Origin of the sequence: Amycolatopsis sp. NPDC026612, assembly GCF_040638285.1 — a bacterium.
GTDB lineage: Bacteria > Actinomycetota > Actinomycetes > Mycobacteriales > Pseudonocardiaceae > Amycolatopsis.
This window is the reverse complement of the sequence record NZ_JBEZYB010000001.1, coordinates 354613-370977: the sequence shown is the minus strand read 5'-3', so window position 1 is coordinate 370977 and position 16365 is coordinate 354613. Positions and strand designations below refer to the sequence as shown.

At 70.6% G+C, this 16365-nt stretch carries 16 protein-coding genes and 4 tRNA genes; 8 read left to right on the top strand and 12 right to left on the bottom strand.

All coding sequences use genetic code 11. From position 1 onward, the window contains the following. Positions 1-25: 25 nt before the first annotated feature. The 5 genes from rplA to AB0F15_RS01975 form a co-directional block, all read right to left on the bottom strand. Positions 26-745 (bottom strand): 50S ribosomal protein L1, encoded by a 720-nt coding sequence (gene rplA, locus AB0F15_RS01995; protein WP_360263698.1) that lies wholly within the window; start codon positions 743-745, stop codon positions 26-28. A 186-nt stretch (positions 746-931) separates the two neighbouring features. After that, on the bottom strand, positions 932-1363 hold the full coding sequence (rplK, locus tag AB0F15_RS01990; protein WP_328445594.1) for a 50S ribosomal protein L11: 432 nt from the start codon (positions 1361-1363) through the stop codon (positions 932-934). Positions 1364-1437: 74 nt separating this feature from the next. Then, positions 1438-2295: a transcription termination/antitermination protein NusG gene (gene nusG, locus AB0F15_RS01985; protein ID WP_360263694.1), complete on the bottom strand. Its 858-nt coding sequence runs from the start codon at positions 2293-2295 to the stop codon at positions 1438-1440. 71 nt (positions 2296-2366) lie between these two features. Next, positions 2367-2807, bottom strand: coding sequence for a preprotein translocase subunit SecE (secE, locus tag AB0F15_RS01980; RefSeq protein WP_360263691.1), 441 nt, complete (start codon positions 2805-2807; stop codon positions 2367-2369). Positions 2808-2833: 26 nt separating this feature from the next. Beyond that, positions 2834-2906, bottom strand: a tRNA-Trp gene (locus AB0F15_RS01975). Positions 2907-3176: 270 nt separating this feature from the next. On the opposite strand from AB0F15_RS01975, the gene AB0F15_RS01970 reads away from it, so the two are divergent. The 4 genes from AB0F15_RS01970 to AB0F15_RS01955 all read left to right on the top strand — a co-directional run bounded on the left by AB0F15_RS01970 (position 3177) and on the right by AB0F15_RS01955 (position 6380). After that, positions 3177-4076: a TIGR03619 family F420-dependent LLM class oxidoreductase gene (locus AB0F15_RS01970; protein WP_360263689.1), complete on the top strand. Its 900-nt coding sequence runs from the start codon at positions 3177-3179 to the stop codon at positions 4074-4076. A 62-nt stretch (positions 4077-4138) separates the two neighbouring features. Further along, on the top strand, positions 4139-4489 hold the full coding sequence (locus tag AB0F15_RS01965) for a GntR family transcriptional regulator (RefSeq protein ID WP_360263686.1): 351 nt from the start codon (positions 4139-4141) through the stop codon (positions 4487-4489). Beyond that, positions 4486-5442 carry a hypothetical protein gene (locus tag AB0F15_RS01960; RefSeq protein WP_360263683.1) on the top strand — a complete coding sequence of 319 codons (957 nt, stop codon included), beginning with the start codon at positions 4486-4488 and terminating at the stop codon, positions 5440-5442. The genes AB0F15_RS01965 and AB0F15_RS01960 overlap by 4 nt, the downstream gene beginning before the upstream one ends. Before the next feature lie 35 nt (positions 5443-5477). Next, positions 5478-6380, top strand: coding sequence for an SGNH/GDSL hydrolase family protein (locus AB0F15_RS01955; RefSeq protein WP_360263680.1), 903 nt, complete (start codon positions 5478-5480; stop codon positions 6378-6380). A gap of 22 nt (positions 6381-6402) precedes the next feature. On the opposite strand, the gene AB0F15_RS01950 is transcribed toward AB0F15_RS01955, so the two are convergent. The 6 genes from AB0F15_RS01950 to AB0F15_RS01925 all read right to left on the bottom strand — a co-directional run bounded on the left by AB0F15_RS01950 (position 6403) and on the right by AB0F15_RS01925 (position 10612). Beyond that, the gene (locus tag AB0F15_RS01950; RefSeq protein ID WP_360263677.1) at positions 6403-6861 is read right to left on the bottom strand and encodes a MaoC family dehydratase; all 459 of its coding nucleotides are present in this window, start codon (positions 6859-6861) and stop codon (positions 6403-6405) included. Beyond that, the gene (locus AB0F15_RS01945; protein ID WP_360263675.1) at positions 6858-7307 is read right to left on the bottom strand and encodes a MaoC family dehydratase N-terminal domain-containing protein; all 450 of its coding nucleotides are present in this window, start codon (positions 7305-7307) and stop codon (positions 6858-6860) included. Before AB0F15_RS01945 ends, AB0F15_RS01950 begins: the two co-directional genes overlap by 4 nt. Before the next feature lie 81 nt (positions 7308-7388). After that, positions 7389-7553 carry a 50S ribosomal protein L33 gene (rpmG, locus tag AB0F15_RS01940; RefSeq protein WP_020668467.1) on the bottom strand — a complete coding sequence of 55 codons (165 nt, stop codon included), beginning with the start codon at positions 7551-7553 and terminating at the stop codon, positions 7389-7391. 50 nt (positions 7554-7603) lie between these two features. Next, positions 7604-7676, bottom strand: a tRNA-Met gene (locus AB0F15_RS01935). Positions 7677-7804: 128 nt separating this feature from the next. Beyond that, positions 7805-7877: transfer RNA gene (locus AB0F15_RS01930), tRNA-Thr, on the bottom strand. A gap of 80 nt (positions 7878-7957) precedes the next feature. Beyond that, positions 7958-10612 (bottom strand): EAL domain-containing protein, encoded by a 2655-nt coding sequence (locus tag AB0F15_RS01925; RefSeq protein WP_360263673.1) that lies wholly within the window; start codon positions 10610-10612, stop codon positions 7958-7960. A 260-nt stretch (positions 10613-10872) separates the two neighbouring features. On the opposite strand from AB0F15_RS01925, the gene AB0F15_RS01920 reads away from it, so the two are divergent. The 3 genes from AB0F15_RS01920 (at position 10873) to lon (ending at position 15276) form a co-directional block, all read left to right on the top strand. Next, positions 10873-11811 (top strand): GNAT family N-acetyltransferase, encoded by a 939-nt coding sequence (locus AB0F15_RS01920; protein WP_360263670.1) that lies wholly within the window; start codon positions 10873-10875, stop codon positions 11809-11811. A 71-nt stretch (positions 11812-11882) separates the two neighbouring features. Continuing rightward, the gene (locus tag AB0F15_RS01915) at positions 11883-12734 is read left to right on the top strand and encodes an SAM-dependent methyltransferase (RefSeq protein ID WP_360263667.1); all 852 of its coding nucleotides are present in this window, start codon (positions 11883-11885) and stop codon (positions 12732-12734) included. 100 nt (positions 12735-12834) lie between these two features. Further along, complete coding sequence (gene lon, locus AB0F15_RS01910; protein WP_360263664.1) at positions 12835-15276, top strand: endopeptidase La; 2442 nt, start codon at positions 12835-12837, stop codon at positions 15274-15276. 382 nt (positions 15277-15658) lie between these two features. Here lon and AB0F15_RS01905 read toward each other — a convergent pair. Next, positions 15659-15741 (bottom strand) — tRNA-Tyr (locus tag AB0F15_RS01905). Positions 15742-15870: 129 nt separating this feature from the next. Between AB0F15_RS01905 and AB0F15_RS01900 the strand changes: the two genes are divergently transcribed. Beyond that, positions 15871-16362: a YajQ family cyclic di-GMP-binding protein gene (locus AB0F15_RS01900; RefSeq protein WP_360263661.1), complete on the top strand. Its 492-nt coding sequence runs from the start codon at positions 15871-15873 to the stop codon at positions 16360-16362. Positions 16363-16365 lie beyond the last annotated feature (3 nt).

Sequence of the window (16365 nt, the reverse complement as noted above, 5' to 3'; positions counted from 1 at the left end):
GACGCCCTTTCTGGTGATGTCCGACTCAGACGGCCGCGTCCTCCGAGAGGAGGTTGCGGGTCCGCAGCGGGTCGACCGGGATGCCCGGGCCCATCGTGGTGGTGAAGGTGACCTTCTTCAGGTACCGGCCCTTCGCCGACGACGGCTTGGCGCGGAGGATCTCGTCCAGCGCGGCGGCGTAGTTCTCGACCAGCTTCTCGGTGTCGAAGGAAGCCTTGCCGATCACCAGGTGCAGGTTGGCCTGCTTGTCGACGCGGAAGTTGATCTTACCGCCCTTGATGTCCTTCACGGCCTTCTCGACCGCGGGGGTCACCGTGCCGGTCTTCGGGTTCGGCATCAGGCCACGCGGGCCGAGGATGCGGGCGATGCGGCCCACCTTGGCCATCTGGTCCGGCGTCGCGATCGCGGCGTCGAAGTCGAGCCAGCCACCCTGGATGCGCTCGATCAGCTCGTCGGTGCCGACCGCGTCCGCACCGGCGGCTTCGGCCTCGGCGGCCTTGTCGCCGACGGCGAAGACGATGACGCGGGCGGTCTTACCGGTGCCGTGCGGCAGGTTCACGGTGCCGCGGACCATCTGGTCGGCCTTGCGGGGGTCCACACCGAGACGCATCGCGACCTCGACGGTCGCGTCCATCTTGGTCTTGGAGGTTTCCTTCGCCAGCTTCGCAGCCTCGAGCGGCGCGTAGAAACGCGACTTGTCGATCAGCTCCGCAGCCTGGCGGTAAGCCTTGCTGTGCTTGGTCATGCTTCTGTCCTTAACTTCGAAAACGGATCAGTGTGGTAGGAGCCAGCACGCGGCTCTCCCACGGGTGCGAAATCGCGCCGATTTCTGGACTGAGCGATTCGATCGGCCCCTCGAGCCGAGCGGATCGGGAAGGAAGAAATCGGCTTCGGGCGATTTCGCCGCCTCGACGGAGTCGAGGCAGAAGACTCAGACGACCGTGATGCCCATCGACCGAGCAGTGCCGGCGATGATCTTCGCGGCCTGGTCGATGTCGTGCGCGTTGAGGTCGGTCTCCTTGGTCTTGGCGATCTCGCGGACCTGGTCCCAGGTGACCTTGGCGACCTTGGTCTTGTGCGGCTCGCCGGAGCCCTTTTCGACACCAGCGGCCTTGAGCAGCAGGCGCGCGGCCGGCGGCGTCTTCAGCTTGAAGTCGAACGACCGGTCCTCGTACACGGAGATCTCGACCGGGACGACGTCCCCACGCTGCGACTCGGTCGCGGCGTTGTAGGCCTTGCAGAACTCCATGATGTTGACGCCGTGCTGGCCCAACGCGGGGCCGACCGGCGGAGCGGGGTTGGCCGCACCCGCCTTGATCTGCAGCTTGATGATCGCCGCAAGCTTCTTCTTCTTGGGTGGCATTTCTTTTCCTGTCCTGTACTACGTTCCCCGCGTACCTGCCGTGGACGTGGGGACTGCGGCCGAACGGGCGGCCGTCAGATCTTGGAGACCTGGTTGAACGACAGCTCGACCGGGGTCTCCCGGCCGAAGATCGACACCAGAACCTTCAGCTTCTGCCCATCGACGTTGACCTCGGAGATCGTCGCCGGCAGCGTGGCGAACGGGCCGTCCATGACCGTGACCGACTCGCCGATCTCGAAGTCGACCTCGACGGCCGGGCCACCGAGCGGGGCCGCGGTGGCGGTGGAATCGCCCTTGCCGCCCTTCGCCGGGGCTTCGCTCTGGACCTTGGGGGCGAGGAACTTGAGCACCTCGTCCACGGTCAGCGGCGACGGCCGCGAGGTGGCGCCGACGAACCCGGTGACACCCGGCGTGTTGCGCACCGCGCTCCACGAGGCGTCGTTCAGGTCCATCCGGACCAGGATGTAGCCGGGCAGCACCTTGCGCTGCACCTGCTTGCGCTGGCCGTTCTTGATCTCGGTGACCTCTTCGGTCGGGACCTCGATCTGGAAGATGTAGTCCTCGACGTCCAGGGTCTGGGTCCGGGTCTCGAGGTTGGTCTTCACCTTGTTCTCGTACCCGGCGTACGAGTGCACGACGTACCACTCGCCGGGCGCGGCGAGCAGCTCGGAGCGCAGCTTGGCGACCGGGTCCTCGTCGTCCGCGGCGGGCTCGGCGGTCTCGTCAAGCACGACGTCTTCGCCGGACACGGCGTCTTCGTCGGACGCAGGTGCCACGTCTTCGTCGCCGGAAGCGGCTTCGTCGACCTCGGAGTCCGACACGTCGACGGGCTCGAGGTGCGCGGACTCCTCGTCACCGAGTGCCGCGTGCACCTGCTCGTCGGAAAGCTCGGTCAGGTCGTGACCGGCTGATGTGCCGTTGTCGGAGGTCACGTTCCGTCCTCTCAGTTGATCATTGCGGGCCGGCCCGGGACCTGGGCCCCGTCGGCGCGCGCTGGAGCGCGTCAGCCGAAGATCTTGCCGATGCCCCACTTGAATGCCAGGTCGAGCACGCTCACCAGGCCCACCATGAAGACCACGAAGGCCAGCACGACCACGGTGTAGGTGACCATCTGCTTGCGGTTGGGCCAGATGACCTTGCGCAGCTCCGCCCAGACTTCGCGGATGAAGCGCACCAGCCGCGCGAACACGGAGGCCTTCTTCGGCTTCTGGTCCCGCTTCGGAGTCGGAGCGCCCTTCGCGTCGGGAGCGGTCTTCTCCCCCGACTTCCCGGCCGGGCGGGTCTTGTCGTCCGCACGTGCCGCGGACTTCCCCGCCGGGCGAGCGGTCGCACGGCGTTCACGCCGGGCGGCAGCTGTGACGGGGCGGGACGGGCTCTCGGGCTTCTGCCCGGTGCCGTCCTGCTCGTGCTCGCCGCCGCTGGCGTCGCTGTCGCTCACGACCACTCCTCCGCTCCACCAGTTCCGTTACGCAGGGGTGACAGGACTTGAACCTGCAACCTGCGGTTTTGGAGACCGCTGCTCTGCCAATTGAGCTACACCCCTGTGAGGCCCGATCGCTCGGAGCCCCGGAGGACGCATTCCATCGTCCCCACCATCCAGGCGGGGATGACCGTAGTGCGTTCCAAGTCCCGAAGTCTACGGCAAGCCTCGCGGGAGCCCGCAACCGCGCCCCCCGATCGACCACCGCACCCCGGTCGGCCTGCGGGAAACTCCCCGCCGGCCACCTGATCATGCCAGGATGTCCGCCATGACGACCACCCCCCGGTCGGCGGCTGTTCCGCCGCGCCCGGCCGGCGCGGACCGGTGAGCGGGATGCGGCTCGGGCTCGGGCTCGCGCTCCCCCAGTACGGCGCCCTCGCCGACCCCGCCGCCGTGGCGCGCTTCGCGACGGCCGCGGAGGACCTCGGCTTCGCGTCGCTCTGGGTGGGCGACCGGATCCTCGCGCCGCTGGCGCCGTCGGACCTCTACCCGGGCGGCGGGACACCCGAGCACCCGTACCCGAAGGAGTTCGAGACCTTCGCCGACCCGTTCACGACGCTGGCCACCGCCGCCGCGGTGACCCGCACGGTCCGGCTGGGGATGAGCGCGCTGACCGGCCCGGTCTATTCACCGGTGCTGCTCGCCCGGGCGCTGACCTCGCTCGACCTCGCCAGCTCGGGACGGCTGGACGTCGGCTTGGGGCTCGGCTGGCTGCGCGAGGAGTACTTCGCCGCCGGCGTGCCGTGGGAAGGCCGGGGCAAGCGGCTCGAAGAGCTGCTCGACGCGCTCGACGCGCTGTGGACCGGCGACCCCGCGGAGCACGAGGGCCCGCAGTGGCGGATCGCGCCGTCGACGATCGGCCTGCGCCCGGCGCAGGAGCCGCGCCCGCCCGTGCTGCTCGGCGGCTTTTCGCCGCCGGCACTGGCCAGGGTGGGGCGCCGCGCGGACGGCTGGCTGGCGGGCTGGATGCCGAAGCAGTACCTGAACGGCCTCTGGTCGGTCGCGCTCGAAGCGGCCGAGAAGGCCGGCCGCGACCCGGGCGCGCTGCGCCGGGTGCTGCGGATCAACCCGCGGCGCGGCACCGGTGTCGACACGATCGCCGACGTCCCGGCCTGCTTGGACATCGCGCGCGAAGCAGGCATCACCGAGGTGCTCGTCGACCTGCACTACGTCGCGAAGGACGTCGACCACGCCCTGGACCTCGCGGGCGAACTCGTCACGAACCCGAACTGACCCTGACTACAGTGTGACGCACCTCTCACGCAGCGCCTTATAGTTCTATTATACTTAGAACTATGCTCGTTCAAATCGATCCGAGCTCCACCGTCCCGCTCTTCGAGCAGGTCGCCGCGTCGCTGCGCCGGACCATCGCCGACGGCCACCCGGCTCCCGGGCAGCAGCTGCCGCCCGCCCGGGAGCTGGCCACCGCCCTCGAGATCAACGTCCACACCGTGCTGCGGGCGTATGCGCTGATTCGCGACGAAGGCCTCATCGACCTGCGCCGACGCCGGGGCGCCGTCGTCATCGGCGGGGCGTCGTCCCGCGCGCGGCTGGCCGAACTGGCCGCCGACCTGGTCCACGAGGCGAAGCGCGCGGGCGTCGGCCTCGACGAACTCACCGGACTGCTGAAGGAGAAGTACGCATGACCAAGCTGATCCGGGTTCTGCTGGCCACGGCCGTGCTGCCGGGCGCCGCGGTCGCCACCGCGGGCGTCCTCGGGAACGCGTGGGCGCACCGGCTGCCCGACCCCGTCGCGACGCACTGGAGGAGCGGGCCGGACAGTTCCACCCCGCTCGGGGTGTTCACCGGCGTGTGCCTCGGACTCGGCGCCGCCGCCGTCCTGCTCCTCGCCACGACGGCGGTCACCTCGCTGCGCCGCGGCCGGCCGCTCCCGCGCCCGACCGTCGGGGTGGGTGCCGGCTTCGCCGTCCTGCCGGCCGCCGTCCTGGTTTCGGTGCTCGTGGCCAACCTCGACGCCCCGGACTGGCACGCGGCGCACAGCGACGCCGCCGTCGTGCTCTTCCTGCTGGGCGCGGCGGCCCTCGGTGTCGTGGCGGCGTTCGTCGGCGGCCTGCCGTCGCCGGTCCGCGGGACTTCCGCGCACCGGCCGAGCGTCGGTCTTCGGCCCGGGCAGCGCGCGTTCTGGTCGAGCCGGGCGGCGAACCCGGCGATGCTCTGGGCGCTGGTGCTGGTCCCCGTCGCGATCGCCCTCCTGCCCGCCGGGCTCGCGTGGCCGACGGCCGGCTGGATCGCGCTGGTCGGCGCGGGGGTGACGGCGTTGACGTACCGGCTGTCGGCGACCGTGGACGCCAAGGGCGTGACGATCCGCTTCGGCTTCCTGGGCGTCCCGTGGCGGCACCTCCGGCTGGACAGCATTCGCGAGGCCACCGCCCGCGAGCTGTCGACGTTCGGCGACGGCGGGCTCGGCCTCCGCTTCAACCCGGTCACCGGCACGACGGCGTACAAGGTCCGCGGCGGCCCGGCGCTGGCGCTGGCCCTGGAGAACGGCCGGACCGTGCTGGTGAGCGTGGACGACCCGGAGACGGGCGCCGGGCTGGTGAACGATCTGCTCGCGCAGCGGATCACCCGGATTGACTAGGTCGGCGGCGGTCCGGCTTCGGTAGAAACGAAGAAGTGGCGAAAAAGAGCGGCGGCGGCTGTCTGGTGGTCCTGCTCGTGGTCGGGCTCCTGGGCTTCGGGTACTACAAGTGGCAGCACGGTTCGTCGTCGGCGCCACCGGATGGCGCGGACACCGGCGGCGGCACCGGCCGCTACGTCGCGCTCGGCGACTCGTACACCTCGTCGCCGCGGACCGGGCGGCAGGCCGGGACACCGGCGGGCTGCGAGCGTTCGGACGACAACTACCCGCACCTGGTCTCGGCGAAGCTGAAGCCGGCCCAGTTCGCCGACGTCAGCTGCAGCGGCGCGACGACGGCGCACCTGAGCGCCGCGCAGAAGACGGGCAACGGCACGAACCCGCCGCAGCTGGACGCGGTGACGGCGGAGACGACGCTGGTGACGGTGGGCATCGGCGGCAACGACGTCGGCTTCTTCTCCTACGCGTCGTCCTGCGCGACGACGCACCAGAACACCTCCCCGTGCAAGGACCGCCTGACGGCCGGCGGCCACGACCAGCTCGCCGAGCGGATCGACGCGACGGCCCCGAAGATCGGCGCGCTCCTCGACCGCATCCACAAGAAAGCCCCGAAGGCGAGGGTGGTGGTGGTCGGCTACCCGGCGATCCTCCCCGACGGCGACGGCTGCTGGCCGTCCCTGCCGTTCGGCGCGGGCGACATCGAGTACTTCCGCGGCGAGCTGGCCAAGCTGAACAAGATGCTCGAGGACCAGGCGGACGCGCACCGGGCGGGCTACGCGGACACGGCCACGCCCGGCAAGGGCCACGACATCTGCTCGGCCTCCGACAAGCGCTGGGTGGAGGGTCTGCTGCCCGCCTCGCCGGCCGCCCCGCTGCACCCGAACGCGCGGGGTGAGCAGGGCATGGCCGACGCCGTCCTGACGGTCTTGAAGCTGCCGTAGCGAGCGCTCGGTGTGCGTCGCCTCAGAGGCGGACCAGGGCCTGCGGCTTGCCGAGCACGGTCTTGCCGTCGAACTTCACCACCAGGTCGATGCGGGCGATGCCGTCGTCCTTGACGTCGGCGACCTTGCCGGTGATCTCGACCAGCGCACCCTCGGGCGTGTTCGGCACGACGACCGGGCGGGTGAAGCGCGCGCTGAAGTCGATCAGCCGGGCCGGGTCGCCGAGCCAGTCCGTGACGACGCGTCCGGCCACCGCCATGGTCAGCATCCCGTGCGCGATGACGTCGGGGAGGCCGACGTCCTTCGCGAACTTCTCGTTCCAGTGGATCGGGTTGAAGTCCAGCGCCGCCCCGGCGTAGCGCACCAGCTGCTCGCGGGTGATCCGGACGTCGAGGGCGGGCAGTGCGTCGCCGACTGTGACATGCGGGGCTTCGCCCCGGCCGGGGGCTCCGCCACCCGGACCCCCGGAAGCTGTGTTCACGCGGTCTCCCCTCGGACCACCAGCTGCGCGCGGGTGGTGCAGACCTTCTGGCCGACGGCGTCGGTGATGTCGGCCCGCAGGTTGATGAAGTCGTTCCCGGCGCGGGTCATGATGGCGTCGATGTGGGTGGTCACCTCGAGCACGTCACCGGCGTACACCGGGCGCGTGTGGGTGAAGCCCTGGTCGCCGTGGACCATCCGCGAGTAGTCGAGGCCGAGTTCGGGGTCGGCGACGATCGCGTTGATCGAGGCGAGGTTGATGACGGTGAGGAAGGTCGGCGGGGCGATCACGTCCGGGTGGCCGGCTTCGCGGGCCGCCTCCGGGTCGCGGTAGACCGGGTTGGCGTCGCCGATCGCGTCGGCGAACTCCCGGATCTTCTCCCGGCTCACTTCGTAACTGCTCTGCGGCGGATAGCTCCGCCCGGTGAACGACTGGTCCAAGGGCACGGCGACGAGGCTACCAACAGCGAGAAGCCGCCCGGAGCAACTCCGGGCGGCTTCTTCGAGCTGGTGTGAACGCGCTACGCGTCAGCGGGTTTCCTTGTGCGTCCGGTGCGTACCGCAGTTCGGGCAGAACTTCTTCATCTCCAGGCGATCCGGGTCGTTACGCCGGTTCTTCTTGGTGATGTAGTTGCGGTGCTTGCACTCTTCGCACGCCAGCGTGATCTTGGGTCGCACGTCGGTGGCAGCCACAGCGTTTCCTTCTCTCTCAGGTCCCGGGGGCCAGCCCCGTCGTTACCGCGTAGCGGTGGCCGGACTTGAACCGGCGACACAGCGATTATGAGCCGCTTGCTCTGCCAACTGAGCTACACCGCCCTAACGTGCCCCACCCCGGGATCCAGGGGGCGCAGCCCCCTGGCGGGGGTCTGGGGGTCGACCCCAGATGGACACCGCGAAGCGAGCCAGGCTCGGTCTTTTCCCGAGCATAGCTCGCCTGATCGCGGAGCCCCTTTACGGAATCGAACCGTAGACCTTCTCCTTACCATGGAGACGCTCTGCCGACTGAGCTAAAGGGGCCTGACCTCTCGCGAGGACCTGGAAAGATTAGCAAGGTCTGTCACCCCGTCGTGCAACCGGGGTCCCCTTAGCACAAAACCTCAGGTCAGGAGGGTCAACACGGTCTCGGAGTGGCGCCCGGGCGAGCGTGCGGTCCGGGCCTGCAGCCACGCCTCGAGGCGGTCCTCCGGCAGCGGCCGGGAGATCAGGTAGCCCTGGGCGACGTCACACCCCATCGCCTCGAGCTGGTCGCGCGCCACGTCCTCCTCGACGCCCTCGGCCACCACCGTCAGCCCGAGCGAGTGCCCCAGCTCGACGATCGACCGGACGACCGCGAGGTCGCCGAGGTCGGTGCCCATGCCGAGGACGAAGCTCTTGTCGATCTTGACCTGGTCGACCGGCAGCTGCCGCAGGTACGCCAGCGACGAGTACCCGGTCCCGAAGTCGTCGACCGCGAGGGTGATGCCCAGCGAGTGCAGCTCCCGCAGGATCGGCAGTGCCTTCTGCGGGTCGGACATCACGCCGGACTCGGTCAGCTCGAACGTCAGCAGCTCGGGCGGGATGCCGACGCGCTCGAGCTCCCGGGCGACCTTGTTCGGGAAGTCCTCGTCGGCGAGGTTGCGCACGGACAGGTTGACCGCCACGGAGATCCGCAGGCCCTCGTCGAGCCACTTGCGGCAGCGCTTGAGGGCCTCGCCGAGCACGAACGACGTCAGCACGCCGATCAGGCCGGCCGCTTCGATCGCCGGGACGAACTCGTCCGGGCCGAGCCTGCCGAACTCCGGGTGCACCCAGCGGACCAGCGCCTCGACGCCCTGGACCTGCCGGTTCGGGAGGGTGATCTTCGGCTGGTAGTGGACGCTGACCTGGCCGTCCTCGAGGGACTGCCGGAACTGCGTCACCATCTGGAAGCGGCGCAGGAAGATCTGGCCCATGCTCGGCACGTAGCCGCGGACCTCTTCGCCGCCCTTCGCCGCGCGGACGGCGACGTCGGCGCGCTGCAGCAGGCCTTCGATGTCGACGACGTCGCCCGGCTCCTCGGCGGACGTCGTCGCGTAGCCGATCATCGCGTTCGCCTCGACCGAAAGCCGGTCGACCGGGTACGGCGCGGACAGCTCTTCGCGCAGCCGTTCCGCCGCGCGGTGGGCGTCCTCCGGCGGGCAGCCGACGAGCAGCGCCGCGAAGGACGCGCCTTCGAGCCGGGCGAGCGGGACGTCGGGGCCGAGCGCGTCGCGGATGCGGCGGCCGGCGGCGACGACCATCCGGTCGGCCCAGGCGTAGCCGAGCGCGTCGCTGACGGTCGAGAAGACGTCGAGGTCGATCCGCAGCACCACGGCGTTGGCGAAGTCCCGCAGCGGCTCCTTCGCCACCTGCTGGAAGCCCGGCCGGTTGAGGTGCCCGGTCTGCGGGTCGTGGTAGGCGTCGTGGCGCAGCGTCGCCAGCAGGCGCCGGTTGTCCAGCGCCGTCGCGAGGTGGCTGGCCATCGTGCCGAGCAGCTGGACGTCGTACTTGCCGAAGCCGCGCCAGCGGGACAGCCGGTCGTGCGCTTCGACGACGCCGAGCAGGCGGTTCGCGCTGCGCAGCGGGACGACGAGCGCCTCCTGCGCGCCGCGGTCGAGCAGCGCCGCGCGGACGTCGGGGTTGGCTTCGGTGATCCGGAAGTGCCGGACGTGCGCGCCGGGCAGCCGCAGCAGCGGGTCGTCGGCGCCCGGGTCGGCGGCCGGGAGGTCGTCGCCCGCGACGACGACCCGCATGGTGTCCTTCGGTTCGAGCCGGAGCCGCAGCACGACGCGGCCGGCGGCCAGCTGGTCCTTGATGCGCTCGGCGATCGTCGCCCACTCCCGGACGTCGACGCCGCCGACGAGCTCGTCGGCGCGGCTGGCCGGGCGGGCCGCGGCCTGCTGGCCGGAGCGGGCCACCATCAGGCTGACGTCCGAGAGCGCCTCCATGTCCCGCTGCTCGCGCAGCAGGTCGGAGTACGCCCAGTACAGCGCGGTGAGGCCGAGGAAGACGGCGAGCACCAGCGGCCACGCCTTGGGCGTGCTGGCGATGACGAGGTAGCCGGAGAGCCCGACGGACGCGTTGACGAAGCCGACGACCAGGATCCGCCCGGTGAGCCGGACGGCGGTGCTGACCCGCATGCGGCGCCGCAGGACGCGGACCGCGGCCAGCGCGAGCAGCGTGCTCACGAGCGGCGCGGTCAGGGTGCCCGCCAGCGCCGCGACCCACGGGATCCGGTCCCCGGCTCCGGCACCGACGGCGTACTTCACCAGCCCGGCGACCGCGAAGGCGCCGGTGATCTCGAGCAGGAAGGCGCCCGCGTTGTAGAGCACGCGGCCGGCGACCTTGCGCGCGAGCAGCGTGCCGATGCCGGCGATCAGGTGCGCGGCCAGCACGACTTCGAAGGGCGCGATGAAGAACCCGATGACGAGCGGGATCTCGGTGAAGGAGATGGTCCACGAGATGCCGCTGCGGACGTCGACGTTGATGCCGAGCTGTTCGGCGAGCAGGAAGGCGACCGCGAGCACGGGCCCGACCCACAGCAGCCGGTCGTCCCAGTGGAACGGCAGCCACGAGCCGACCGCGAACGCGGCGGCGAGCCCGAGGCTCAGGACGGCGAAGGTGTAGGCGCGGAACCGGCGTTCGTCGGTGCGGGCTTCGACGGAAACGGCGGGCTGCGGTGGTGTCCCGGAAGCGGCTCCCGGCCCGGGCTGCGCCTGCGCGACGGCGTCGCCGTGGGCGTTGGTGTCCGGCATCCGACCTTCCCTCCCGGCTTGTCCACCGGTGCTGATCCGTGACTTCGGGTGTGGACAGGGGCCATACCGTACCCCGTAGGGCGTACCCGCGTCCCTTTCGAGACAGTAGGAGATCACCCCAGGGTTAACAATGCCCCGAGCGCGCTGACCTGCGTGGACCAAGGGGTGAAACGGTGCCTACCGGGGGCCGGGGGCTGCCGCCGGCCGGAACCCGGGCGGTTCCCCGCCCACACCGCCCCGGGTCGCGCTTCAATGGCCCCATGCACAGCGATGTGATTGCCACCGAACACGCGGCGCGGCTCGCGGCGGTGGATCCCCTCCTCCCCGGCTCGACTCCCTTCGAAGCAGCGGAAAACGCCGTGGTCCTGGAGGTGGCGGCGGCCGGCTCCGCCGCGTCCGGGCTGGCTTCCCGCGTTCAGGTCGACCGCGACGCCCCCAACGCGCCGTGGCGCGCGCTGACCGAGCACCGGCTCGACCTCCAGCTGGCCGGCCCGCAACCGGCGGCCGTGCTGGACGCCCTCCTCACCCGATGGGATGAACATCTGCGCGCGGTCGCCGAACCGGGTGACACCGAGACGGCGGCGATCGTGCCGCGCGCGAGCCGCGACGCCGCCGGCGGGCGGGAGATGCTGCACCACGGTTTCGCGCCGCTGCGCGTGATCGCGGTCCGGCCCGCCCAGCGGATGGTGCCGGCGACCCCGCTCGGGACGCCGGGGGTCAAGATCCGCCGCGCCGAGCCCGGCGACCTCGAAACCGCGGTGGCGCTCGGCATGGAGCTGCACTCCTACGACGCCCAGTACGGCACGGTGAACTGGCGCACCGGCGTCGAGGAGATCCTGGCCAAGGACCTCGCGGAGCAGCTGAAGCGGCCCGAACCGCCGCTGTGGATCGCCGAGCTGTACGGGCGCCCGCTCGGCATGGTGAGCGTCCAGCACCCGGGCGAGACCGGCTGGATCAGCGGCCGCGTCGCCGCCACCCGCGTCGGCTACCTGTCGTCACTGGCCGTGGCGGAAGCCGCGCGGTCGTCCGGTGTCGGCACCGCGCTGTCGACCCACGCCCACCACGTCCTCGACGAGGAGGGCGCCGACGTCGTGTTGCTGCACCACGCGGCGGCGAACCCGCTGTCGACGCCGTTCTGGTACGCGCAGGGTTACCGCCCGCTGTGGACGTATTGGCAGCGTCGACCGGCTGTTCGGTGAACTACTGGAGGATTACCGGGGGTGCCCGGGCCTTATAGGCTGACCGTCGCGAACAGCGAGGGGAGCCGGAAGTGACCGAGCAGCGGGATTCCGCGCCGAGAGCGCCCGAAGGGGTCGACACCGAGAAGCCGTCCGCGGCCCGGATCTACGACTGGTACCTGGGCGGTACGCAGAACTGGGCCGTGGACCGCGAGTTCGGCAGGCGCATGGAGCACCAGTGGCCGCTGGTGCGCCCCGGGTCGAAGCAGAACCGCGAGTTCATGAACCGCGCGGTGCGGGCGGCGCTGCGGGCCGGGATCCGGCAGTTCATCGACCTCGGGTCGGGGGTGCCGACGGCCGGGAACGTGCACGAGGTCGTCGAGGCGGAGCTGCCCGAGGACCACGACGCGAAGGTCGTCTACGTCGACTACGAGCCGGTCGCCGTCGCCCACGCGACGCTGATCCTCGAAGAGGAGGCGGCGACGGACTGGGCCGGCATCGTCCAGGCCGACATGCGGGACGCGAAGTCCGTGCTGCGCGCCTCGGAAACGCAGCGCCTCATCGACTTCTCCCGGCCGGTCTGCCTGATCATGGCGGCGGTGCTGCACTTCGTCGGGCCCGACGACGACCCGGACGGGCTGCTGGCGGCGTACCGCGACGCGCTCGCGCCGGGCAGCTGGCTGGCGATTTCGCAGATGAGCGAAGGCGACGGGACCGGCGAAATGCTCGAAGGGCTGCGCTGGTTCGTCGAGCAGTACCGGAAGACGAGCAACCCGGTGTGGCTGCGCAACCGCGAAGACATCGCGCCGCTGTTCGGCGGCTGGCCGCTCCTGGAGCCGGGCATCGTGCACCTGCCGGACTGGCGGCCGGACCGGAAAATCAACGCCCTGGAGGCGGAGGCGCGCCCGTTCGCGTGGTGCGCCGTCGCGGAGAAACCCGCCTGACCTGCGGTTTCGCTGATCGCTGTGGGCGAACGCACCATCGGAAACAAACGCACCCATCGGAGAGTTGAGCTAGACAGACTCAACTACACGAGGAGTGCACATGTCCGACACCCGCCTCCTGCCCGTGCTCCCGCTCGATGACGACGTCGTGCTGCCGGGCATGGTCGTCCCGCTCGACCTGACCGACAGCGAGACCCGCGCAGCGGTGGAGTCCGCCCAGGCCAGGACGCCGAGCCAGGCGTCCTTCCCCGGCATCCGGTCCACCGCGGCGACCAAGGCCGAAGTCCTGATCGTCCCGCGCGTCCACGGCGAGTACGCCGAATTCGGCACCGTCGCGACGGTCGAGCGCATCGGCCGCGTGCCCGGCGGCAAGGCCGCCGTCCTGCTGCGCGGCACGGCCCGCGCGGTCGTCGGCCGGATCGCCGACGGTCCCGGCGCCGCCCGCTGGGTGCACGCCGAGGACGCCCCCGAGACCACCGACGACCAGACCGCCAAGCTCGCGGCCGAGTACAAGGCCGTCGTCATCTCGATCCTCCAGCAGCGCGGCGGCTGGCAGCTGATCGACGCCGTCCAGCAGGTCGAGGACGCCTCCGCGGTCGCCGACCTGTCCGGCAACGCGCCGTACCTCTCCACCGAGCAGAAGCTCGAGCTGCTGGCCACGCTGGACGTCACCGCGCGCCTGGAGAAGTCGCTCGAGTGGAGCAAGGAGTACCTGGCCGAGCTCGAAGTGACCGACACGATCCGCAAGGACGTCACCGAGGGCATGGAGAAGCAGCAGAAGGAATTCCTGCTGCGCCGCCAGCTCGAAGCCATCCGCAAGGAGCTCGGCGAGCTCGACGGCACCGCGCAGGACGACGACTACCGCGCCCGCGTGGAGGCCGCCGACCTGCCGGAGCACGTGAAGAAGGCCGCACTGTCCGAAGTGGACAAGCTGGACCGCACGTCCGAGCAGTCCCCCGAGGGCGGCTGGATCCGCACGTGGCTGGACACCGTCCTGGAGCTGCCCTGGACCGAGCGCACCGAGGACGTCCACGACATCGCCGCGGCACGGGCCATTTTGGACGCCGACCACGCCGGTCTCGACGACGTCAAGGAACGCATCATCGAGTACTTGGCCGTCCGGAAGCGCCGCGCCGAGGCACGCTTTACCGCCGAGGCGCCATCCAACACAGCGGAGTCGGGTCTCCGCCCGGTCGGAGGGCGGCACTCCGGCGCGGTGCTCGCCCTCGCGGGCCCTCCCGGGGTCGGCAAGACGTCGCTGGGTGAGTCCGTCGCGAAGGCCATGGGCCGCAAGTTCGTCCGCGTCGCGCTGGGCGGCATCCGCGACGAGGCGGAGATCCGCGGCCACCGCCGCACGTACGTCGGCGCGCTGCCCGGCCGGATCGTCCGCGCCATCAAGGAAGCCGGCTCGATGAACCCGGTCGTGCTGCTCGACGAGATCGACAAGGTCGGCGCGGACTACCGCGGCGACCCGACCGCGGCCCTGCTCGAAGTGCTGGACCCGGAGCAGAACCACACGTTCCGCGACCACTACCTCGAGGTCGAGCTGGACCTGTCCGACGTCGTGTTCCTGGCGACCGCCAACGCGCTGGAGACCATCCCCGGCCCGCTGCTGGACCGCATGGAGCTCGTCACGCTGGACGGCTACACCGAGCACGAGAAGGTCACCATCGCCCGCGACCACCTGCTCCCCCGCGAGCTGGAGCGCGCCGGCCTGGCCACGGCCGACGTCACCCTGACCGACGCCGCGTTCAGCCGGATCGCCGCCGAGTACACCCGCGAGGCGGGCGTGCGCGACGCGAACCGCACGATCGCCAAGGTGCTGCGGAAGATCGCGACCAAGGTGGCGCTGGACGAAGTGACCCTGCCGGTGGTCCTCGACGCGCCGGACCTGGAGACCTACCTCGGCCGCCCGCGGCACCTGCCGGAGTCGTCGCTCCCGGCGTCGACCCAGCGCACGGCGACCCCGGGCGTGGCGACGGGCCTGGCGGTGACGGGCGCGGGCGGCGACGTCCTCTACATCGAGGCATCGCTGGCCGACAAGGAGTCCGGCGCGTCCGGGCTGCAGTTGACCGGCCAGCTCGGCGACGTGATGAAGGAGTCGGTGCAGATCGCGCTGTCCTACCTGCGCTCGCACGGCGCGGAACTGGAACTCCCGGTGGGCGACCTCCGCGAGCGCGGCATCCACGTCCACGTCCCGGCGGGCGCGGTCCCGAAGGACGGACCGTCGGCGGGCGTCACGATGACGACGGCACTGGCGTCGCTGCTTTCCGGCCGCGTGGTCCGCGCGGACGTCGCGATGACCGGCGAGGTGTCCCTGACGGGCCGTGTCCTCCCGATCGGCGGCGTCAAGCAGAAGCTGCTGGCAGCGCACCGGGCGGGCATGAAGACGGTGATCATCCCCCAGCGCAACGAGCCGGACCTGGACGACGTCCCGGCCGAGGTGCTGGCCCAGCTGGACGTCCACGCGGTGGCGAACGTCCGCGAGGTCCTCGACCTCGCCCTGACCCCGGCTTCGACGCCGGTTTCCCAGGCGGCGTAACCCCGAGCGCCGCCACGACGGCCGGTTTCCCTCTCCCCAAGGGAAACCGGCCGTTCCCCTATGCTGGTGCCGATTCGGCGAATCGAGGTTCTGATGGATCCCGAGTCCGCTACTGGGCCTGGCTCGACGAAGACGAGTCCTCCGCGGACCAGGCGAAGGAGATCATCCGGACGTGGACGAATTCCCGTGGCTTCCCGATGTCGGAAGGCCACACGCCCGAGGGCTGGAAGAACACCTGGACCTACTGGGACGTGCGAGGCCAGCATGAACGCGGCTACCTGCTGTGGATCACCGCCGAGGACGCCGAACGGCTTACGCGGGACTGGCCGCACAGAAGTAGAGGCCCCGTGACCGAGACGGTCACGGGGCCTCTACCTGAGGGTGGCGGGTGAGGGATTCGAACCCCCGTAGGCGTAAGCCAACTGGTTTACAGCCAGTCCCCTTTGGCCACTCGGGTAACCCGCCCAAGCCGGTTGTCCCGGCCGTGGAGAAGCTTACCCAAGCACTCCCAGCGGGGGTCAACCGGGATACCCGTCCACCGGCAGGGGCTAGGCTGGGTGGCCCCTGACAAGCGAGTACGAGGTGTGAGGACACGTGGCGGATCCCTCTTTCGACGTCGTGAGCAAGGTCGACCGCCAGGAGGTGGACAACGCGCTCAACCAGGCGAGCAAGGAGCTGGGCACGCGGTTCGACTTCCGCGGCACCGGCACGACGATCAACTGGTCCGGCGAGGAGGCGCTCACGATCGAGTCCGAGACCGAGGAGCGCGCGCTGGCCGCGGTCGAGGTGTTCAAGGAGAAGCTGATCAAGCGCAACATCTCCCTGAAGGCCTTCGAAGCCGGCGAGCCGGCCCTTTCGGGCAAGATCTACAAGGTCTCGGGAAAGATTCTCCAGGGCATCGCATCGGACAAGGCGAAGCAGATCGCCAAGTTCATCCGCGACGAAGGCCCCAAGGGCGTCCAGGCCCAGATCCAGGGCGACCAGCTGCGGGTCTCGGGCAAGAAGAAGGACCAGCTGCAGGAGATCATCGCCCTGCTCAAGGGCAAGGACTTCGAGATCGCGCTGCAGTTCACCAACTACCGGTGATTT